Annotated in this window: 14 protein-coding genes; 12 read left to right on the top strand and 2 right to left on the bottom strand. The window is 64.7% G+C overall.

Annotated elements, in window-relative coordinates:
• The first annotated feature begins 91 nt into the window (after window positions 1-91).
• The 3 genes from NKH93_RS02170 (at window position 92) to NKH93_RS02160 (ending at window position 2,254) form a co-directional block, all read left to right on the top strand.
• Window positions 92-1,081, top strand: coding sequence for a helix-turn-helix domain-containing protein (locus NKH93_RS02170; RefSeq protein WP_352918106.1), 990 nt, complete (start codon window positions 92-94; stop codon window positions 1,079-1,081).
• Between the two features lie 160 nt (window positions 1,082-1,241).
• Complete coding sequence (gene parS / locus NKH93_RS02165) at window positions 1,242-1,748, top strand: type II RES/Xre toxin-antitoxin system antitoxin (protein WP_352918107.1); 507 nt, start codon at window positions 1,242-1,244, stop codon at window positions 1,746-1,748.
• Window positions 1,745-2,254, top strand: a complete 510-nt coding sequence (locus NKH93_RS02160; protein ID WP_352466798.1) for an RES family NAD+ phosphorylase — start codon at window positions 1,745-1,747, stop codon at window positions 2,252-2,254. The genes parS and NKH93_RS02160 overlap by 4 nt, the downstream gene beginning before the upstream one ends.
• A gap of 58 nt (window positions 2,255-2,312) precedes the next feature.
• On the opposite strand, the gene NKH93_RS02155 is transcribed toward NKH93_RS02160, so the two are convergent.
• Entirely contained in the window at window positions 2,313-2,870 is a 558-nt protein-coding gene (locus NKH93_RS02155; RefSeq protein WP_352918108.1) for a sugar O-acetyltransferase, read from the bottom strand.
• A gap of 148 nt (window positions 2,871-3,018) precedes the next feature.
• On the opposite strand from NKH93_RS02155, the gene NKH93_RS02150 reads away from it, so the two are divergent.
• From NKH93_RS02150 to NKH93_RS02130, 5 genes are all read left to right on the top strand, one after another.
• Window positions 3,019-3,480: a DUF4126 domain-containing protein gene (locus tag NKH93_RS02150; RefSeq protein ID WP_352450545.1), complete on the top strand. Its 462-nt coding sequence runs from the start codon at window positions 3,019-3,021 to the stop codon at window positions 3,478-3,480.
• Entirely contained in the window at window positions 3,477-4,853 is a 1,377-nt protein-coding gene (locus tag NKH93_RS02145; protein ID WP_352743322.1) for an FAD-containing oxidoreductase, read from the top strand. Before NKH93_RS02150 ends, NKH93_RS02145 begins: the two co-directional genes overlap by 4 nt.
• Window positions 4,854-4,954: 101 nt before the next feature.
• The gene (locus NKH93_RS02140) at window positions 4,955-6,004 is read left to right on the top strand and encodes a M14 family metallopeptidase (protein ID WP_352918109.1); all 1,050 of its coding nucleotides are present in this window, start codon (window positions 4,955-4,957) and stop codon (window positions 6,002-6,004) included.
• 436 nt (window positions 6,005-6,440) lie between these two features.
• The gene (locus NKH93_RS02135) at window positions 6,441-8,630 is read left to right on the top strand and encodes an anthranilate synthase (protein ID WP_352540981.1); all 2,190 of its coding nucleotides are present in this window, start codon (window positions 6,441-6,443) and stop codon (window positions 8,628-8,630) included.
• A 32-nt stretch (window positions 8,631-8,662) separates the two neighbouring features.
• Window positions 8,663-9,592, top strand: a complete 930-nt coding sequence (locus tag NKH93_RS02130; RefSeq protein WP_502896420.1) for a cation diffusion facilitator family transporter — start codon at window positions 8,663-8,665, stop codon at window positions 9,590-9,592.
• Window positions 9,593-9,678: 86 nt separating this feature from the next.
• Here the strand turns inward: NKH93_RS02130 and NKH93_RS02125 are convergent, their stop codons facing one another.
• On the bottom strand, window positions 9,679-10,767 hold the full coding sequence (locus NKH93_RS02125) for a hypothetical protein (protein ID WP_352918111.1): 1,089 nt from the start codon (window positions 10,765-10,767) through the stop codon (window positions 9,679-9,681).
• A gap of 100 nt (window positions 10,768-10,867) precedes the next feature.
• Between NKH93_RS02125 and NKH93_RS02120 the strand changes: the two genes are divergently transcribed.
• From NKH93_RS02120 to NKH93_RS02105, 4 genes are all read left to right on the top strand, one after another.
• Complete coding sequence (locus NKH93_RS02120; protein ID WP_352770880.1) at window positions 10,868-11,320, top strand: DsrE family protein; 453 nt, start codon at window positions 10,868-10,870, stop codon at window positions 11,318-11,320.
• 171 nt (window positions 11,321-11,491) lie between these two features.
• A complete protein-coding gene (locus NKH93_RS02115) occupies window positions 11,492-12,289 on the top strand; it encodes an SDR family NAD(P)-dependent oxidoreductase (protein WP_352450552.1) in 798 nt (265 codons plus the stop codon).
• A 49-nt stretch (window positions 12,290-12,338) separates the two neighbouring features.
• A complete protein-coding gene (locus tag NKH93_RS02110; protein ID WP_352450553.1) occupies window positions 12,339-12,647 on the top strand; it encodes a putative quinol monooxygenase in 309 nt (102 codons plus the stop codon).
• Between the two features lie 266 nt (window positions 12,648-12,913).
• Window positions 12,914-14,002, top strand: coding sequence for an AbrB family transcriptional regulator (locus NKH93_RS02105; protein ID WP_352918113.1), 1,089 nt, complete (start codon window positions 12,914-12,916; stop codon window positions 14,000-14,002).
• Window positions 14,003-14,016 lie beyond the last annotated feature (14 nt).

Raw genomic sequence — 14,016 nt, 5'->3', positions numbered from 1 at the left:
CGATAAGCTCGGCACCGGATTGCAAAAAGTGTCCGATTGACATTATTCGAAAGAATTGGGACAATCGGCCTCACCCGTTGCTGGAGCTCCCATGACCGATCCTGCCGTTGCCGCCATCGCCTTCGATGGCATCAGCCCGTTTCATCTCTCCGTGCCGTGTCTCGTGTTCGGCGCTGATCGCACGGAGCTCGGCCTGCCGCGCTTCGACTTCCGGGTCTGCGCGATTGAGGACGGGCCGATCCGCACCGATGCCGGGCTGACCATCAGCGTCCCGCACGGGCTTTCCGCGCTCAATGACGCCGACATCGTCATCGTGCCAAGCTGGAAGGATCTCGGGAGCTCGCCTCCAGCCGCATTGATCGACGCGTTGCTTGGCGCGCACGAGCGCGGCGCGCTGATCGTCGGACTGTGCTTGGGAACGTTCGCTGTTGCGGCGACCGGACTGCTTTCGGGGCGGCGAGCGGCGACGCACTGGGCCTACGCGGATCAGCTGCAGGAACTCTATCCCGACATTCTCGTCGAACCGGAAGTGCTCTACATCGACAATGGCGATGTCGTGACATCCGCCGGCGTCGCCGCCGGGCTCGACTGCTGCCTGCACGTCGTACGGGCTCGTTACGGCGCGGAGGCGGCGCTTCGCCTTGCCCGGCAGATCGTGCTTTCTCCGCACAGGCAGGGCGGGCAGGCGCAATTCATCGAACGTCCCATCGCCAGGACCGGCAATGCGGACCGCTTCACCCAGGCTCTCGAAGCGGTGCGCAAAACCCTGGGTGGGCCGCACAGTTTGGACAGCGTTGCCGGTCACGCCGGCCTCACCCGCCGGACGTTCACGCGCCGTTTCCAGAAAACGATCGGCACCAGTTTCGGTGACTGGCTGACCGACCAGCGCGTCCAGCTGGCGCAACGGCTGCTGGAAGCAACGGAAAAATCGATGGACACGGTTGCGTTCGAGGCCGGCTTCGGCAGCGCTACCTCGCTGCGCCAGCATTTCGCAGCGCGCCTCAGAACCTCGCCGGCGCAGTACCGGCGCGAATTCTCGAGGAGTGCTCAGGAGGAGCGCGTGGCGCACATGCCGAGGTGAAATTCGGCTCGCGCTCGATTCCAGGGCAATCGCTTCAGTGCCGACCTTGGACTGCCATCTGGCCCGAGTAGGCTATCTTTTCTCTCGAAGCGATTGCCCTGCTCTCGATCCTGTCGTGCTTGAAAGGCTCTGCGTCATCTGTCACATATTAAAGCGACAGATGACGCGAAGAGGGCTCGCCGTGGCGAGGGCATTGGAAAAGGCTGCGCCAGCAGCAAAAAACAATGAACTTCAGAAGGTGGCGAAATTGCTAGGCGGCAGCCGCATTCTGGCAAGGCGCCTCAGCAGCGCTTTGGATGCCCACGAGTTGCTTCTGCACGGCCTGCCGGCTTCAGCGCTGGACCATCTTATCGGGCAACTCGTCTTCATCCAGAAGACCGATTCGCTGGAGAAGGCCGTCGGCATGAGCCTGCGCACCTACCAGCGCCGCAAGGATGCTCCGTCCAAGCCTCTCAGTCAGGACCAGAGCGGACGAACCTGGAAGTTCGCGGAGATCCTGTCGAAAGCGACCGACGTGTTCGGTTCGCAGGCGGAGGCAGAGCAATGGCTGGAGCGCCCGGCGATTGGGCTCGACCAGCGTCGTCCAATCGACCTTCTGGCGACGCCGGCGGGGATCGAGCTTGTAGAAGACTATCTGGAACGGCTTGAATATGGCGTTTATGCATGACGCCGCTGCCGGCGGCGCTTGGTGGCTCCGACCTCATCGGATGGCGCCTCGATCAAGCCGCGTTTGCGCCTACATGGGATAGTGGCGAGGGCGCATACAGGGTGGGCGGACGCTGGAACAGCAAGGGCGTGCGCGCCGTCTACTGCTCGATCGATCCGTCGACTGCGATCCTCGAGGTTGCGGTCCATAAGGGCTTCAGGGCGCTCGACACGATTGCGCATGTCATGACGGCAGCAATCGTCAGCGATGTCGCGGATGTGCATATCGTCGACCCCGCCGCCGTGCCCAACCCCAACTGGTTGCGCCCGGGCATTCCGAGCTCCGGGCAACAGGCGTTTGGCGACGATCTTCTGCAACGGCACCGGTTCGTTGTGATTCCGAGCGCCGTATCGCAGCATAGCTGGAACCTGATCTTCGACGCGAGCCTCGCCAGAGGGGCATACGCCATGAAGACCCAGGAGGCGTTTGCGCTCGACACACGGTTGCATCCACCTCCGGCCAAGTGACATAGCCGCCCCCATGTCCATCAGAACGAGGACGTGACCGGCGACAGAAGCACGGTGCTCAGTTGTTGCTGATTACCCGTGCCGGATTGCCGACCACCGTGGTGTTCGCCGCGACGTCGCGCGTCACCACAGCACCGGCGCCGACGACGGCGCCATCGCCGATCCTGACTCCGCCGAGGATGACGGCACTGCCGCCGATCCAGGCATTGTCGCCGATCTCGACCGGCTTGGCGATCTCCAGCCCTGCCCGTCGCCCGGCAGCCTCCTTGTGGTGCTCGGCACAATAGATCTGCACATTGGGGCCGAGCAGCGTTCCCTTGCCGATGCGCACTGGCGCCGTATCGAGAATGGTGCAGCCGGCATTGAGAAAAACGCGGTCGCCGAGAAAGATGTTGAAGCCATAGGCGCAGTGGAACTGCGCCTCGATCCGGGCGCCCTCGCCCGCAGCGCCGAGCAGCGTCCGCAATCCAGGCCCGATGTCGCGACGCTGCCGGGGCGGCAGGCTGTTGTGCTCGAACACCGCGTCTCGCGCCGTGATGCGCAACGCCTCCAGTTCCGGATCGAGGCAGCAATACCACTCGCCCGCCGCCATTTTCGTGCGTTCGCTTTCGGCCATGGCCGCAACTCCAGTCTCAATCTTTGCCAAAGCACAAGTGCTGCAAATGCGGAAGCGCCGGCGGCGACACCACCTCTGGTCAAATACCGGACCTATGGTAGCTTGCTCTCTCGGACCTGTCCCAAGCCGGCCATCGAGGGGATCAATCATGCTGTACATTTTTGCACTCCTGATTGGCATCGTTGCCGGGCTTCGCGCCATGACCGCGCCCGCCGCCGTCGCCTGGGGCGCCTGGCTTGGCTGGTTGCCGGTCGCGGACACCTGGGCGAGCTTCATGGGCCACTGGATCGCCGTCGGCATCTTCACCATCCTGGCCATCGCCGAACTGGTCACCGACCAGCTGCCCTCGGCGCCGAGCCGCAAGGTGCCGCAGCAATTCGGCACGCGCATCGTCTTGGGCGCTTTCACCGGCGCGGTGATCGGCGCGACCGGCGGCGCCACCATCGGCGGCCTGATCGCCGGCGCCATCGGCGCGGTGATCGGCACGCTGGGCGGCGCCGAGGCGCGTAAACGCCTGGCCGCCGCCTTCGGCAAGGACCCGCCGGCCGCCTTCATCGAGGACGCGGTGGCGATCGTCGGCGGGCTTCTGATCGCGGCGGCGGCGGCATGACGGCAAAGACATTCGACGCCATCATCGTCGGTGCCGGGCAGGCCGGCCCACCGCTCGCCGGCCGGCTGAATGCGGCCGGCATGAGCGTGGCGCTGATCGAGCGAAAGCTGGTCGGCGGCACTTGCGTCAACACCGGCTGCACGCCGACCAAAACGATGGTGGCAAGCGCCTATGCCGCGCATCTCGCCCGCTCGGCCGCGGATTACGGGGTGACGCTGTCCGGTCCCGTCGGCGTAAACTACAAGGCGATCAAGGCGCGCAAGGACAAGGTCTCCAACGGCGCCCGCGGCAATCTCGAAGACTGGATTGCCGGCATGGACAAATGCACGCTCTATCGCGGCCATGCGCGCTTCGTAAGCGCCAACACGGTGCGCGTCGGCGACGATCTGCTGAGCGCCGAAAAGATATTCCTCAACACCGGCGGGCGCGCCTCGGTGCCCGACCTGCCTGGCATCGACGGCATTTCTTACCTGACCAATTCCTCGATGATGGATCTCGACGTGCTGCCGCGCCATCTCATCGTTGTCGGCGGCAGCTATGTCTCGCTCGAATTCGCGCAGATGTTCCGCCGCTTCGGTTCCGAAGTCACGGTCATCGAAAAAAGCCCGCGCCTGATCGGTCGCGAGGACGAGGATGTCTCGGACGCCATTTTGTCGATCCTCGAAAACGAAGCCATTGCCGTCCATCTCGGCGCCGACGACATCCGCTTCGCCAGGCGAGGCAACGAAATCGCCGTGACCTTCTCGCCAGGCAAGGCGGCTGCGGTCGGCTCGCATGTGCTGCTGGCGCTCGGCCGCACGCCAAACACCGACGATCTCGGCCTCGACAAAGCCGGCGTCGAGGTCGACAAACGCGGCTTCATCGTCGTCGACGACCAGTTGCGCACCAGCGTGCCCGGCATCTGGGCAATGGGCGACTGCAACGGCAAGGGCGCCTTCACCCACACCTCGTACAACGATTACGAGATCGTCGCCGCCAACCTGCTCGACAACGATCCGCGCAAGGTCAGCGACCGCATCGAGGCCTATGCGCTCTATATCGACCCACCACTCGGCCGCTGCGGCATGACCGAAGCCGCGGTAAGGAAATCCGGCCGCCGCGCCCTGGTCGGCCAGCGGCCAATGACCCGCGTCAGCCGTGCCGTCGAAAAAGGTGAGACGCAAGGCTTCATGAAGATCCTGGTCGATGCCGACACCAAGGAGATCCTCGGTTGTTCGGTGCTCGGCCCGGGCGGCGACGAGGCGGTGCACTGCGTGCTCGACCTGATGTATGCCAAGGCGCCGGTCAGCACGCTGGCGCGCGCCGTGCACATCCACCCGAACGTCTCGGAGCTTCTGCCGACCATCGCCCAGGAACTCAAGCCGCTGGTGTAACGGCCGGGTAGAATCGTGCGCCCATAGCGGCAGCGACTGGACCAATCGACAGCCCAGCGGCAAAAGGGCATGTGTTCCGCCTCTTCTCCCGGAGGCATCCCATGCAGAAGTCCATCGAACGCGTCGCCGGCGACAGCGAAGGCGTTTCCTACGAATTCCCCGTTTTCCGCTTCGCCGGAACGGACAAGACGGCGCCTTCCGCCTATCTGCAGGCGGCACTTCATGCCGGCGAATTGCCGGGTGTCGTCGCCATCGACACGCTGATGCCGATGCTCAGCAAGGCGGAAGCCGAAGGCCGCATCACCGGCAACATGACCATCGTGCCCTGGGCCAATCCGATCGGCCGCGCGCAATATCTCTACGGCGACCATCAGGGCCGCTTTCATCTGGGCACGCGCACCAATTTCAACCGTGGCTTTCCGCGGCTCGCCGCGCCCGACCTCACGCTGCTGCCGGCGCACGGCACGGTCGACCAGCGGCTGAAGACGCGGCTGCTGCAGCTCTCCATTGGCCACGACATCGTGCTCGACCTGCATTGCGACGATGAAGGCCTCGCCTATCTCTACGTCCACACCAGCCTGTGGCCGGCCATGGCGGATTGTGCAGCGGCCATGGGCGTCGATGCGGTGATGCTGTGGGACGAAGACCCCGACGGCACCTTCGAAGGCGCTTCGATCATGCCGTATCAGAATGTCCCGGCCGACGTGGCGCGCCTCCACCGGCGCGTCGCCACCACCGTCGAATATCGCGGCATACTCGATGTCGACGGCGCCCTCGCCGGCGCCGATGCCGAAGGGCTCTATCGGCTGCTGGTGGCGCGCGGCGTAATCCAGGACCAGGCGCTGCGCGCGCCTGGCAGCTTCGTTGGGCTCGTCGCGCCGCTCGAAAACATCGAGATGATGCCGGCGCCCCGCTCGGGCGCGATCCTCTACGACGTGAAGCCGGGCGACCGCGTCACCAAGGGTGCGCGCCTTGCCACCATCGTCCACGCGCCCGGCGATCCCGACGGCCGCACGGAAGTGTTGGCGCCGCAGGCGGGCCTCATCCTGACGCGGCGTTCCCGCCGCATCATCCGCGCCGGCGAAGACCTCTTGAAGCTGGTCGGCGACGGGACGAGCGCCGATGCAAGGTCGGGAACGCTGGAGGACTGACGCACCCCGCCAGGCTACCCCGAAATCGCCTGTCGCGCCCTGGCCTCCAGCCATTCGGCCATCTGCCGGTACGGCACCGGACCATGGCTCACGCGGGCGACGCCGAGTTCGGCAAGCCTCTGGCGCGGCGGCACATGCGCCAGGGCAACACAGAGTCTAGGCAGGACTGCCGGTCTTGGCCATGTGCTGGGTTGCGAAAGCGGCAGCCACCCCACAGACTTTCAAACCTGTTGCGCATACCGCTTTTCGCGGCTATGGATTTCGCCATGAACATGCGCTCGATCAAGACCATTTGGTGGTGGGCTCGCTGACAGCGGCCTGTTCGAACGCGTTCGCGTGACAATAGAGGGTGGCCGCAGCGGAATGTCCGGGCGGCCATTTGTTTTTTCAAGCCATTCCCGGGTCCGTTGCCCCAAAGACGCTGATGGAGACGGCAATGACGACGAAAATTCTGGAGAATGGCGCCGAGCGCTTCGTCACGGCGGGTGGCGTGGCGATTACCCGCCAGCGCCATGACCGGCCTTACGAGGGGGCGATCGACGGCTATGTCGATGGCCTGAATTCGCGCCGCGGCGCCGTGTTTTCCTCGAATTACGAATATCCCGGCCGCTATACGCGCTGGGACACCGCCATCATCGATCCGCCGCTGGTGATCTCGGCACACGGCCGCGCCATGCGCATCGAGGCCTTGAACAGCCGTGGCCAGGTGCTTTTGCCGGTGATCGGCAAGGCGCTTGCCGGTCTTGACGACGTAACGATCGCGGAGACAACGCAGAAACTCATCCGCCTCGAGGTCGCCAAGCCCGGCCGTGTCTTCACCGAGGAGGAACGCAGCCGCGTACCCTCCGTCTTCACCGTGCTGCGCGCCATCACGGCTTTGTTCAAGACCGAGGAAGACGCCAATCTCGGCCTCTATGGCGCCTTCGGCTATGACCTCGCCTTCCAGTTCGATCCGGTCGACTACAAGCTCGAGCGCAAGCCAAGCCAGCGCGATCTCGTGCTGTTCCTGCCCGACGAGATCCTCGTCGTCGACCACTATTCGACCAAGGCCTGGACCGACCGCTACGACTATTCCGGCGATGGCTTCTCGACCGAAGGCCTGCCGCGCGACGAAATCGTCGAGCCGTTCAGGACCGCCGACCGCATCCCGCCGCGCGGCGACCACGAGCCCGGCGAATATGCCAAGCTGGTGCGCAAGGCGATGAAGAGCTTCGAGCGCGGCGACCTGTTCGAAGTGGTGCCGGGGCAGATGTTCTACGAACGCTGCGAAACCCAGCCCTCCGAGATTTCCCGCAAGCTGAAGAGCATCAACCCTTCGCCCTATTCCTTCTTCATCAATCTCGGCGAGGGCGAATATCTGATCGGCGCCTCGCCGGAAATGTTCGTGCGCGTCAACGGCCGCCGCGTCGAGACCTGCCCGATCTCCGGTACCATCAAGCGCGGTGACGACGCCATCTCCGACAGCGAGCAGATCCTGAAGCTGCTCAATTCGAAGAAGGACGAATCCGAACTCACCATGTGCTCGGACGTCGACCGCAACGACAAGTCGAGGGTCTGTGAGCCGGGCTCGGTGCGCGTCATCGGCCGCCGCCAGATCGAAATGTACTCCCGCCTGATCCACACCGTCGACCACATCGAGGGGCGGCTGCGCGAAGGCATGGACGCCTTCGACGCCTTTCTGTCGCATGCCTGGGCGGTCACCGTCACCGGCGCGCCGAAATTATGGGCCATGCGCTTCATCGAGCAGAACGAGAAGAGCCCGCGCGCCTGGTATGGCGGGGCGATCGGCATGGTCAATTTCAACGGTGACATGAACACCGGCCTGACGCTTCGCACCATTCGCATCAAGGACGGCATCGCCGAGGTGCGCGCCGGCGCCACGCTGCTCTTCGACAGCATTCCCGAGGAAGAAGAAGCCGAAACCGAACTGAAGGCATCCGCCATGCTCTCCGCCATCCGCGACGCCAAATCAGGCAATGCCGCCAGCACCGAACGCAGCACCGCGCGTGTCGGCGACGGCGTCAACATCCTGCTGGTCGACCACGAGGACTCCTTCGTCCATACGCTCGCCAACTATTTCCGCCAGACCGGCGCCAATGTCTCGACGGTGCGCACACCAGTGCCGGACGAGATCTTCGACCGGCTGAAGCCAAACCTGGTCGTGCTCTCGCCCGGCCCCGGCACGCCGAAGGACTTCGACTGCGCCGCCACCATCAAGCGGGCCCGTGCGCGCGACCTGCCGATCTTCGGCGTCTGCCTCGGGCTGCAGGCGCTGGCCGAGGCCTATGGCGGCGAGCTGCGCCAACTGCACATCCCGATGCATGGCAAGCCGTCGCGCATCCGCGTGTCGAAGCCGGGCATCATCTTCTCCGGCCTGCCCAAGGAGGTGACGGTCGGCCGCTATCATTCGATCTTTGCAGATCCGGTGCGGCTGCCCGATGGTTTTGTCGTCACCGCCGAGACCGAGGACGGCATCATCATGGCCTTCGAGCACCGCAAGGAGCCGATCGCCGCAGTGCAGTTCCACCCGGAGTCGATCATGACGCTCGGCCACAATGCCGGCATGCGCATCATCGAGAACATCGTCGCGCACCTGCCGCGCAAGGCCAAGGAAAAGGCCGCTTAATTCGAGGGCTCAGTGTTGGGATCTTTTCCCCAGTGACCGCGGCGGAAATCAAAGCCGCCGCCAGGCAGAAGGTCGCCAGCCTCGCCTTCTGGTCGATCGTCGTCGCCTGCGTCGTGCTCGGCCTGAAGCTGGTGGCCTGGTACGTCACCGGTTCGGTCGCGCTTTATTCGGACGCGCTGGAATCGATCGTCAACGTCATTGCCTCTGCCGCCGCCTATTGGGCGATCCAGGTCAGCTACAAGCCAGCCGACCAGGACCATCCGTTCGGTCACCACAAGGCCGAGTATTTCTCGGCCGTCCTCGAAGGCGTGCTGATCGTGCTTGCCGCCTTGCTGATCCTCAACGAGGTCTGGTGGTCCTGGCAGCATCCCGCCCTGCTGGAAAAGCCATGGACCGGCCTTGCCGTCAATGGCGTCGCAACGGTCATCAACGCCGTCTGGGCCTTGACGCTGATCCGCACCGGCCGAAGCGAAAAATCGCCGGCTCTCGTTGCCGACGGCAGGCACATCATGACCGACGTGGCGACCTCGCTCGGTGTGTTCATCGGCCTGGTCGGCGCCGTGCTGACCGGCTGGCAGGTTCTCGATCCGGCTCTTGCGGTAATCGTGGCGCTGAACATCCTGTGGCAGGGCTGGCACGTCATCGGCTCGTCGATGAACGGGCTGATGGACCGCGCCGTCGACACCCAGGAACATATCCGCATACGCGACATCATCTCGGCCAATTGCAAGGGCGCGCTCGAGGTCCACGACCTGAAGACGCGCATCGCCGGCCGCGCCACCTTCATCGAGTTCCACCTGGTCGTCGACGCCGACATGTCGGTCGGCGCCAGCCACGTCATCTGCGACCGCATCGAGGACGCGCTGCAGGCCGAAATCCCTTCCGTGCGGGTCATCATCCATGTCGAACCCGACGACGAAGCGAAACTGCCCAAAGGCACGACAGCCGTGCCGTTCGCGTGAGGCGATAGCGGGACGCCGCCATCCAAAACCTTGAGGTCGGCGGGACAGCACCCCCTCTGTCCCGCCGGCATCGCGTCTCTGAACTGCTACAGCCCGCAGGCAGCCTGCGGCATCGGCTCCAGCCGGTAGACCTTGTCGTCGGAGCTGGTGTCGCCTTCCGCCACTTTCGAGCACAGATCGATGATCGGCAGGCCGCTGTTCGGGTTGGCCAGCATCATCGTGCCGTTGGCGCCGCGGCGAAGGAAGACCTCCCTTTGCGCGATGTCACAGGACGCAGCACCCGTCTTCGCGCTCGCCGCGCAGCGCCACTGGTCGCCCTCGCCCTGACAATTATAGACCTGCGTGACCTTGGCCGATTTCTGCCGCGTGGTAACCGAAACGGCGATATCGGCGCCGCTTGGCCAATTGGCCGGATCGCCCTCCTTGGCGAAAGACGCCAGCTCGACCGCTCCGCGGAAAACCCTGATCGACTGGGTCAGCTGGTCGGGATGCGAGCCGAGATGCCCGGCGTCGTAGTCGCGTCCGTAGCAGAAGGGCTGGTCCGGCTTCAGCCGCTCGCGCAATGGCGGGCCAAGTGCCGGGTCGATCGGGTCGATGCGCGCGAACTCCGCCTTGCAGGTGGCGGCCGGCATCGGGTCGAGCCTGAAGCCGGTATCGTCCTTGCCCAGCGCCTGCCTTTCGTACTCCGCCTTGCCGAGCTCGTCTTCCGAGCCGGCGTCGAGATAGAGGTCGGGCTGCACGTCCGAGACGATCAGCCGGCCTTTGTCGTCGACCTTCAGCGAAGCCATGGTGCGGTCGCAGTCCATGCCGCAACGGATCGGGCCGGTCTTGCCGTCCTCCGACTCATGACTGCACCAGCCTCCAAGCCATTCAGGCGCCTTGGCGCCGCGCACCGTCGTCGCCATGAAGCCATTGTAGGAGGAATCGACGCCGGTGCTTGGCTCCTCGTTCGGCCGGCTGACCGGATCGCGGCCGTAATAGAAGAAGATGCGCGTCACCTTCTGCTGCGGATGCGACTTGAGATGCGCGGCGTCATAGACGCGGCCGAAGCAGGCGTCCTTGCCGTCGGGGCTGAGCTCGGTGAGTTTGAGCCTGTCATCGGCGAAAGCAGAGCCGGCGACGGCAGCAAGCAAGGCAACCCCAACTCCGGCGCCCATCACGATCCTTGATATCATGCTGGCTCCCCCTGCCCCGACAAGACGTCGCTTCAATTTATGCTAGGATCGAGGCCGAGGCCACGCAATTTGCGCCGGCCGGATAAATGGAGATAAAGCCATGCGACGCCGCGATATTTTCCGCGTCGGTCTTGCCGGGGCCGCCGGGCTTTTCGGGCTGCGCCCCACCAAGGCGGTAGCCATTGAAGTCAAGGCCGTCGAAGAGGAAAGGCAAAAGGTCGCCTATCACCTCAGCGATCTCGACAAGGTCAATTTCGTGCTCGGCAACATCAAGAACCACTTCGAAGGCACCGACGGCAAGGTCGACATCGCGCTTGTCGTGCACGGCCCGGCACTTGCCGCCTTCAAGTCGAAGGGCATATCGGCCGCCATTTCCGGGCGGTTCGCCGGCCTTGTCCAGGATGGGCTCAGCCCGCACGCCTGCGCCAACACCATGCACGGCATGGATATCGGCCTGGCCGACCTGCTCGACGGCTTCCATGCAGCCGACAGGGGCGGCGTCGTCAAGCTCGCCGAATTGCAACGCCAGGGCTACGCCTATCTCAGGCCATAGGGCAATTCCAGGAAAAGCGTGAAACGGTTTTCCGTCCGGAATTGCGTCAAGACAAAGAGGGAGCGGTTCGCCGTTTCCGTGAAACGGTGAACCGCTCTAGACTTTTACGGACTTGAACGCGAGGACTGCGAAGGCTTACGAAGAGCAGGCAGAGTCCCCGGAGGAATAGACGTGCCAGCCACCACCACCCTTGTCAGCCCCTCTCTGGTCATCCCCGACCTTGCCGGAAAGGCGGTCCTGGTCACCGGCGCCTCGACCGGCATCGGCGCGGCGCTTGCACTTGCCTATGCCGCGCAGAAATGCCGCGTCGCGCTGCATTACAATTCGAGCCGCGCGGCTGCCGAAAACCTGGCCGCGACCATTCGCAACGGCGGCGGCGACGTGTTCCTCGCCCAGGGCGATTTCTCGATCCCCGCCGATGTCGAGCGCGTCGTCGAGGACAGTGCGCAACATTTCGGCCGGCTCGACGGCCTCGTCAACAATGCCGGCGGCATGCTCGGCCGCGTGGCCTATGCCGAGCAGACCGAGGCGCATTACGACGCGGTGATGGACCTCAACGCGCGTTCCGTGCTGACAGCTTCGCGCAAGGCAATCCCATGGCTGAAGCGGCAGGGTGGCTTCATCGTCAACACCTCCTCGATCGCCGCGCGCAACGGCGCCGGTGGCGGCGCCGGCCTTTACGGCTCGGCCAAGGCCTTCGTCTCCAACGTCACGCGCGGCATGGCCAAGGAGCTGATCGGGTTCAACATCCGCGTCAACGCGGTGGCGCCCGGCACGATCGCGACACCTTTCCACGAGCGCTACTCGACCGACGACCAGATGAAGGGCATGATCGCCACCATCCCGCAGGGCCGCGCCGGCACCGCCGAGGACTGCGTTGGCGCCTATCTGTTCCTCTCCTCCGATCTGTTGAGCGGCTACATCACCGGCCAGGTGATCGAGGTGAATGGCGGGCAGTTGATGCCGTAGACGGCGAACTGCATACTCCTGGTTGCGTCATCTCAACGGAGCAAAGCGAATGTACGGACTGATCGGCAAGATGCGGGCGATGCGCGGCCAGCGTGACGCAATGATGGATATCCTGCTCGCCAGCACCGGCGCCATGCCCGGCTGCCTGAACTACATCATCGCCACCGACCCGGCCGATGCCGACGCGATCTGGGTGACCGAAGTGTGGACCGACGCCGAAAGCCACAAGGCTTCGCTGCAGCTGCCCGAAGTCCAGGCGGCAATCGCCAAGGCACGGCCGATCATCGCCGGCTTCGAGTTCCAGGTGGAGACGCATCCTGTTGGCGGGTTCGGGTTGCCGGCGGTGAAGGCGGGATAGAGGGAGAGGCCTATGGGACAGCGCCCCCTCTGGCCTGCCGGCCATCTCCCCCTCAAGTGGGGAGATTGGCAGCTTCGCCGACAGCGCTCTTTTTTGGAGATTGGCGAAGGCCGACGTGACATCCAATCTCCCCACTAGAGGGAGAGGCCGGCAGGCCAGAGGGGGGCGCGAAGGATCGCTGCGGATGGTTGGTGCCATTACCACCCAAGCCCTTTTCCGCGCAAAAAGGGTTCGCATTTTTTCGCGACCGGTCTAAGAGCCCATCTATGGATTCTTCCCCGAACCCGCCGGCCATCGAGCACCTGGCGCGGATCCACAAGGCCTGGCAGTGGCCCGTCCTGGTGGTGGTCTCGGTGCTGTTTGCCGGCGCGCTGGAGCTCGCCGCCCTGCCCGCCGCGCTCTTGATCGGACCGATGCTGGCGGCCATAGCTGCCGGCACCAACGGCGCCACGGTGCGTGTGCCGCGGGTTCTGTTCGGCTCAGCCCAGGCGGTCGTCGGCTGCCTGGTCGCCAGTTCCATCTCGGCCGATATCTTTCCCGTCTTCTACAGGGAATGGCCGCTGTTCCTTGGCGTCGTGATGGCGACGGTCGCGGCATCCAGCCTGCTCGGCTGGCTGATCAGCCGCTGGCGCATCCTGCCCGGCACCACCGCGGTCTGGGGCTCGTCGCCGGGCGCCGCCACCGCCATGGTGCTGATGGCCGGTGCCTTCGGCGCCGACCAGCGCCTCGTCGCCTTTATGCTGTATCTGCGCGTCATCTGCGTCTCGATGACGGCAGCCCTGGTGGCCAAGCTCTGGGTCGACACCTCGGGCATCGAGGTGCCGGGCATCGTCTGGTTTCCGCCGATCGACCCGCAAGGCTTGGCCGCAACATTCGGCGTGGCGCTGGTTGGCGGCCTCGCCGGAAAGCTTTTCCGGCTGCCGTCGCCGTTATTCCTCGGCACCTTCATTTTCGGCACCGTGATCCATCTCGGGCTCGGCGTGACCATGCAGTTGCCGCCCTGGCTGCTTGCCTTGAGCTATACGATGATCGGCTGGAGCATCGGCCTGAATTTCACCAGGGCCATTCTGCGCCACGCGGCCCGCGCGCTGCCGCAGATCGTCGGCTCGATCATTGCCCTGATCGTCTTTTGCGGCGGCCTCGCCTTCCTGATCAGCCGCCTGCTCGGCATCAATCCGCTGACCGCCTATCTGGCAACCAGCCCCGGCGGCATGGACAGCGTCGCCATCATCGCCGCCGCCGCACAGCATGTCGACATCTCCTTCGTCATGGCGCTGCAATCGGCACGCTTCCTGATCGTGCTTCTGGTCGGCCCAAGCGTGGCGCGGCTGGTGGCGAGAAGCCTCAAACCATAGCAGCTCGCCTCTCC

Origin of the sequence: Mesorhizobium sp. M0954 (genome assembly GCF_040319155.1) — a bacterium.
Lineage (GTDB): Bacteria > Pseudomonadota > Alphaproteobacteria > Rhizobiales > Rhizobiaceae > Mesorhizobium.
The sequence above is the reverse complement of the archived record's forward strand: the minus strand, read 5'-3'. Positions and strand labels throughout refer to the sequence as shown.

Excerpts from the sequence above, each read along its gene's own strand:
- NKH93_RS02145 (WP_352743322.1), top strand. The coding sequence starts at position 3,477 with ATGACGGCAAAGACATTCGACGCCATCATCGTCGGTGCCGGGCAGGCC.
- NKH93_RS02110 (WP_352450553.1), top strand. The coding sequence starts at position 12,339 with ATGTACGGACTGATCGGCAAGATGCGGGCGATGCGCGGCCAGCGTGAC.
- NKH93_RS02125 (WP_352918111.1), bottom strand. The coding sequence starts at position 10,767 with ATGATATCAAGGATCGTGATGGGCGCCGGAGTTGGGGTTGCCTTGCTT.
- NKH93_RS02150 (WP_352450545.1), top strand. The coding sequence starts at position 3,019 with ATGCTGTACATTTTTGCACTCCTGATTGGCATCGTTGCCGGGCTTCGC.
- NKH93_RS02170 (WP_352918106.1), top strand. The coding sequence starts at position 92 with ATGACCGATCCTGCCGTTGCCGCCATCGCCTTCGATGGCATCAGCCCG.
- NKH93_RS02155 (WP_352918108.1), bottom strand. The coding sequence starts at position 2,870 with ATGGCCGAAAGCGAACGCACGAAAATGGCGGCGGGCGAGTGGTATTGC.
- NKH93_RS02160 (WP_352466798.1), top strand. The coding sequence starts at position 1,745 with ATGACGCCGCTGCCGGCGGCGCTTGGTGGCTCCGACCTCATCGGATGG.
- NKH93_RS02135 (WP_352540981.1), top strand. The coding sequence starts at position 6,441 with ATGACGACGAAAATTCTGGAGAATGGCGCCGAGCGCTTCGTCACGGCG.
- NKH93_RS02140 (WP_352918109.1), top strand. The coding sequence starts at position 4,955 with ATGCAGAAGTCCATCGAACGCGTCGCCGGCGACAGCGAAGGCGTTTCC.
- NKH93_RS02120 (WP_352770880.1), top strand. The coding sequence starts at position 10,868 with ATGCGACGCCGCGATATTTTCCGCGTCGGTCTTGCCGGGGCCGCCGGG.
- parS (WP_352918107.1), top strand. The coding sequence starts at position 1,242 with ATGACGCGAAGAGGGCTCGCCGTGGCGAGGGCATTGGAAAAGGCTGCG.
- NKH93_RS02105 (WP_352918113.1), top strand. The coding sequence starts at position 12,914 with ATGGATTCTTCCCCGAACCCGCCGGCCATCGAGCACCTGGCGCGGATC.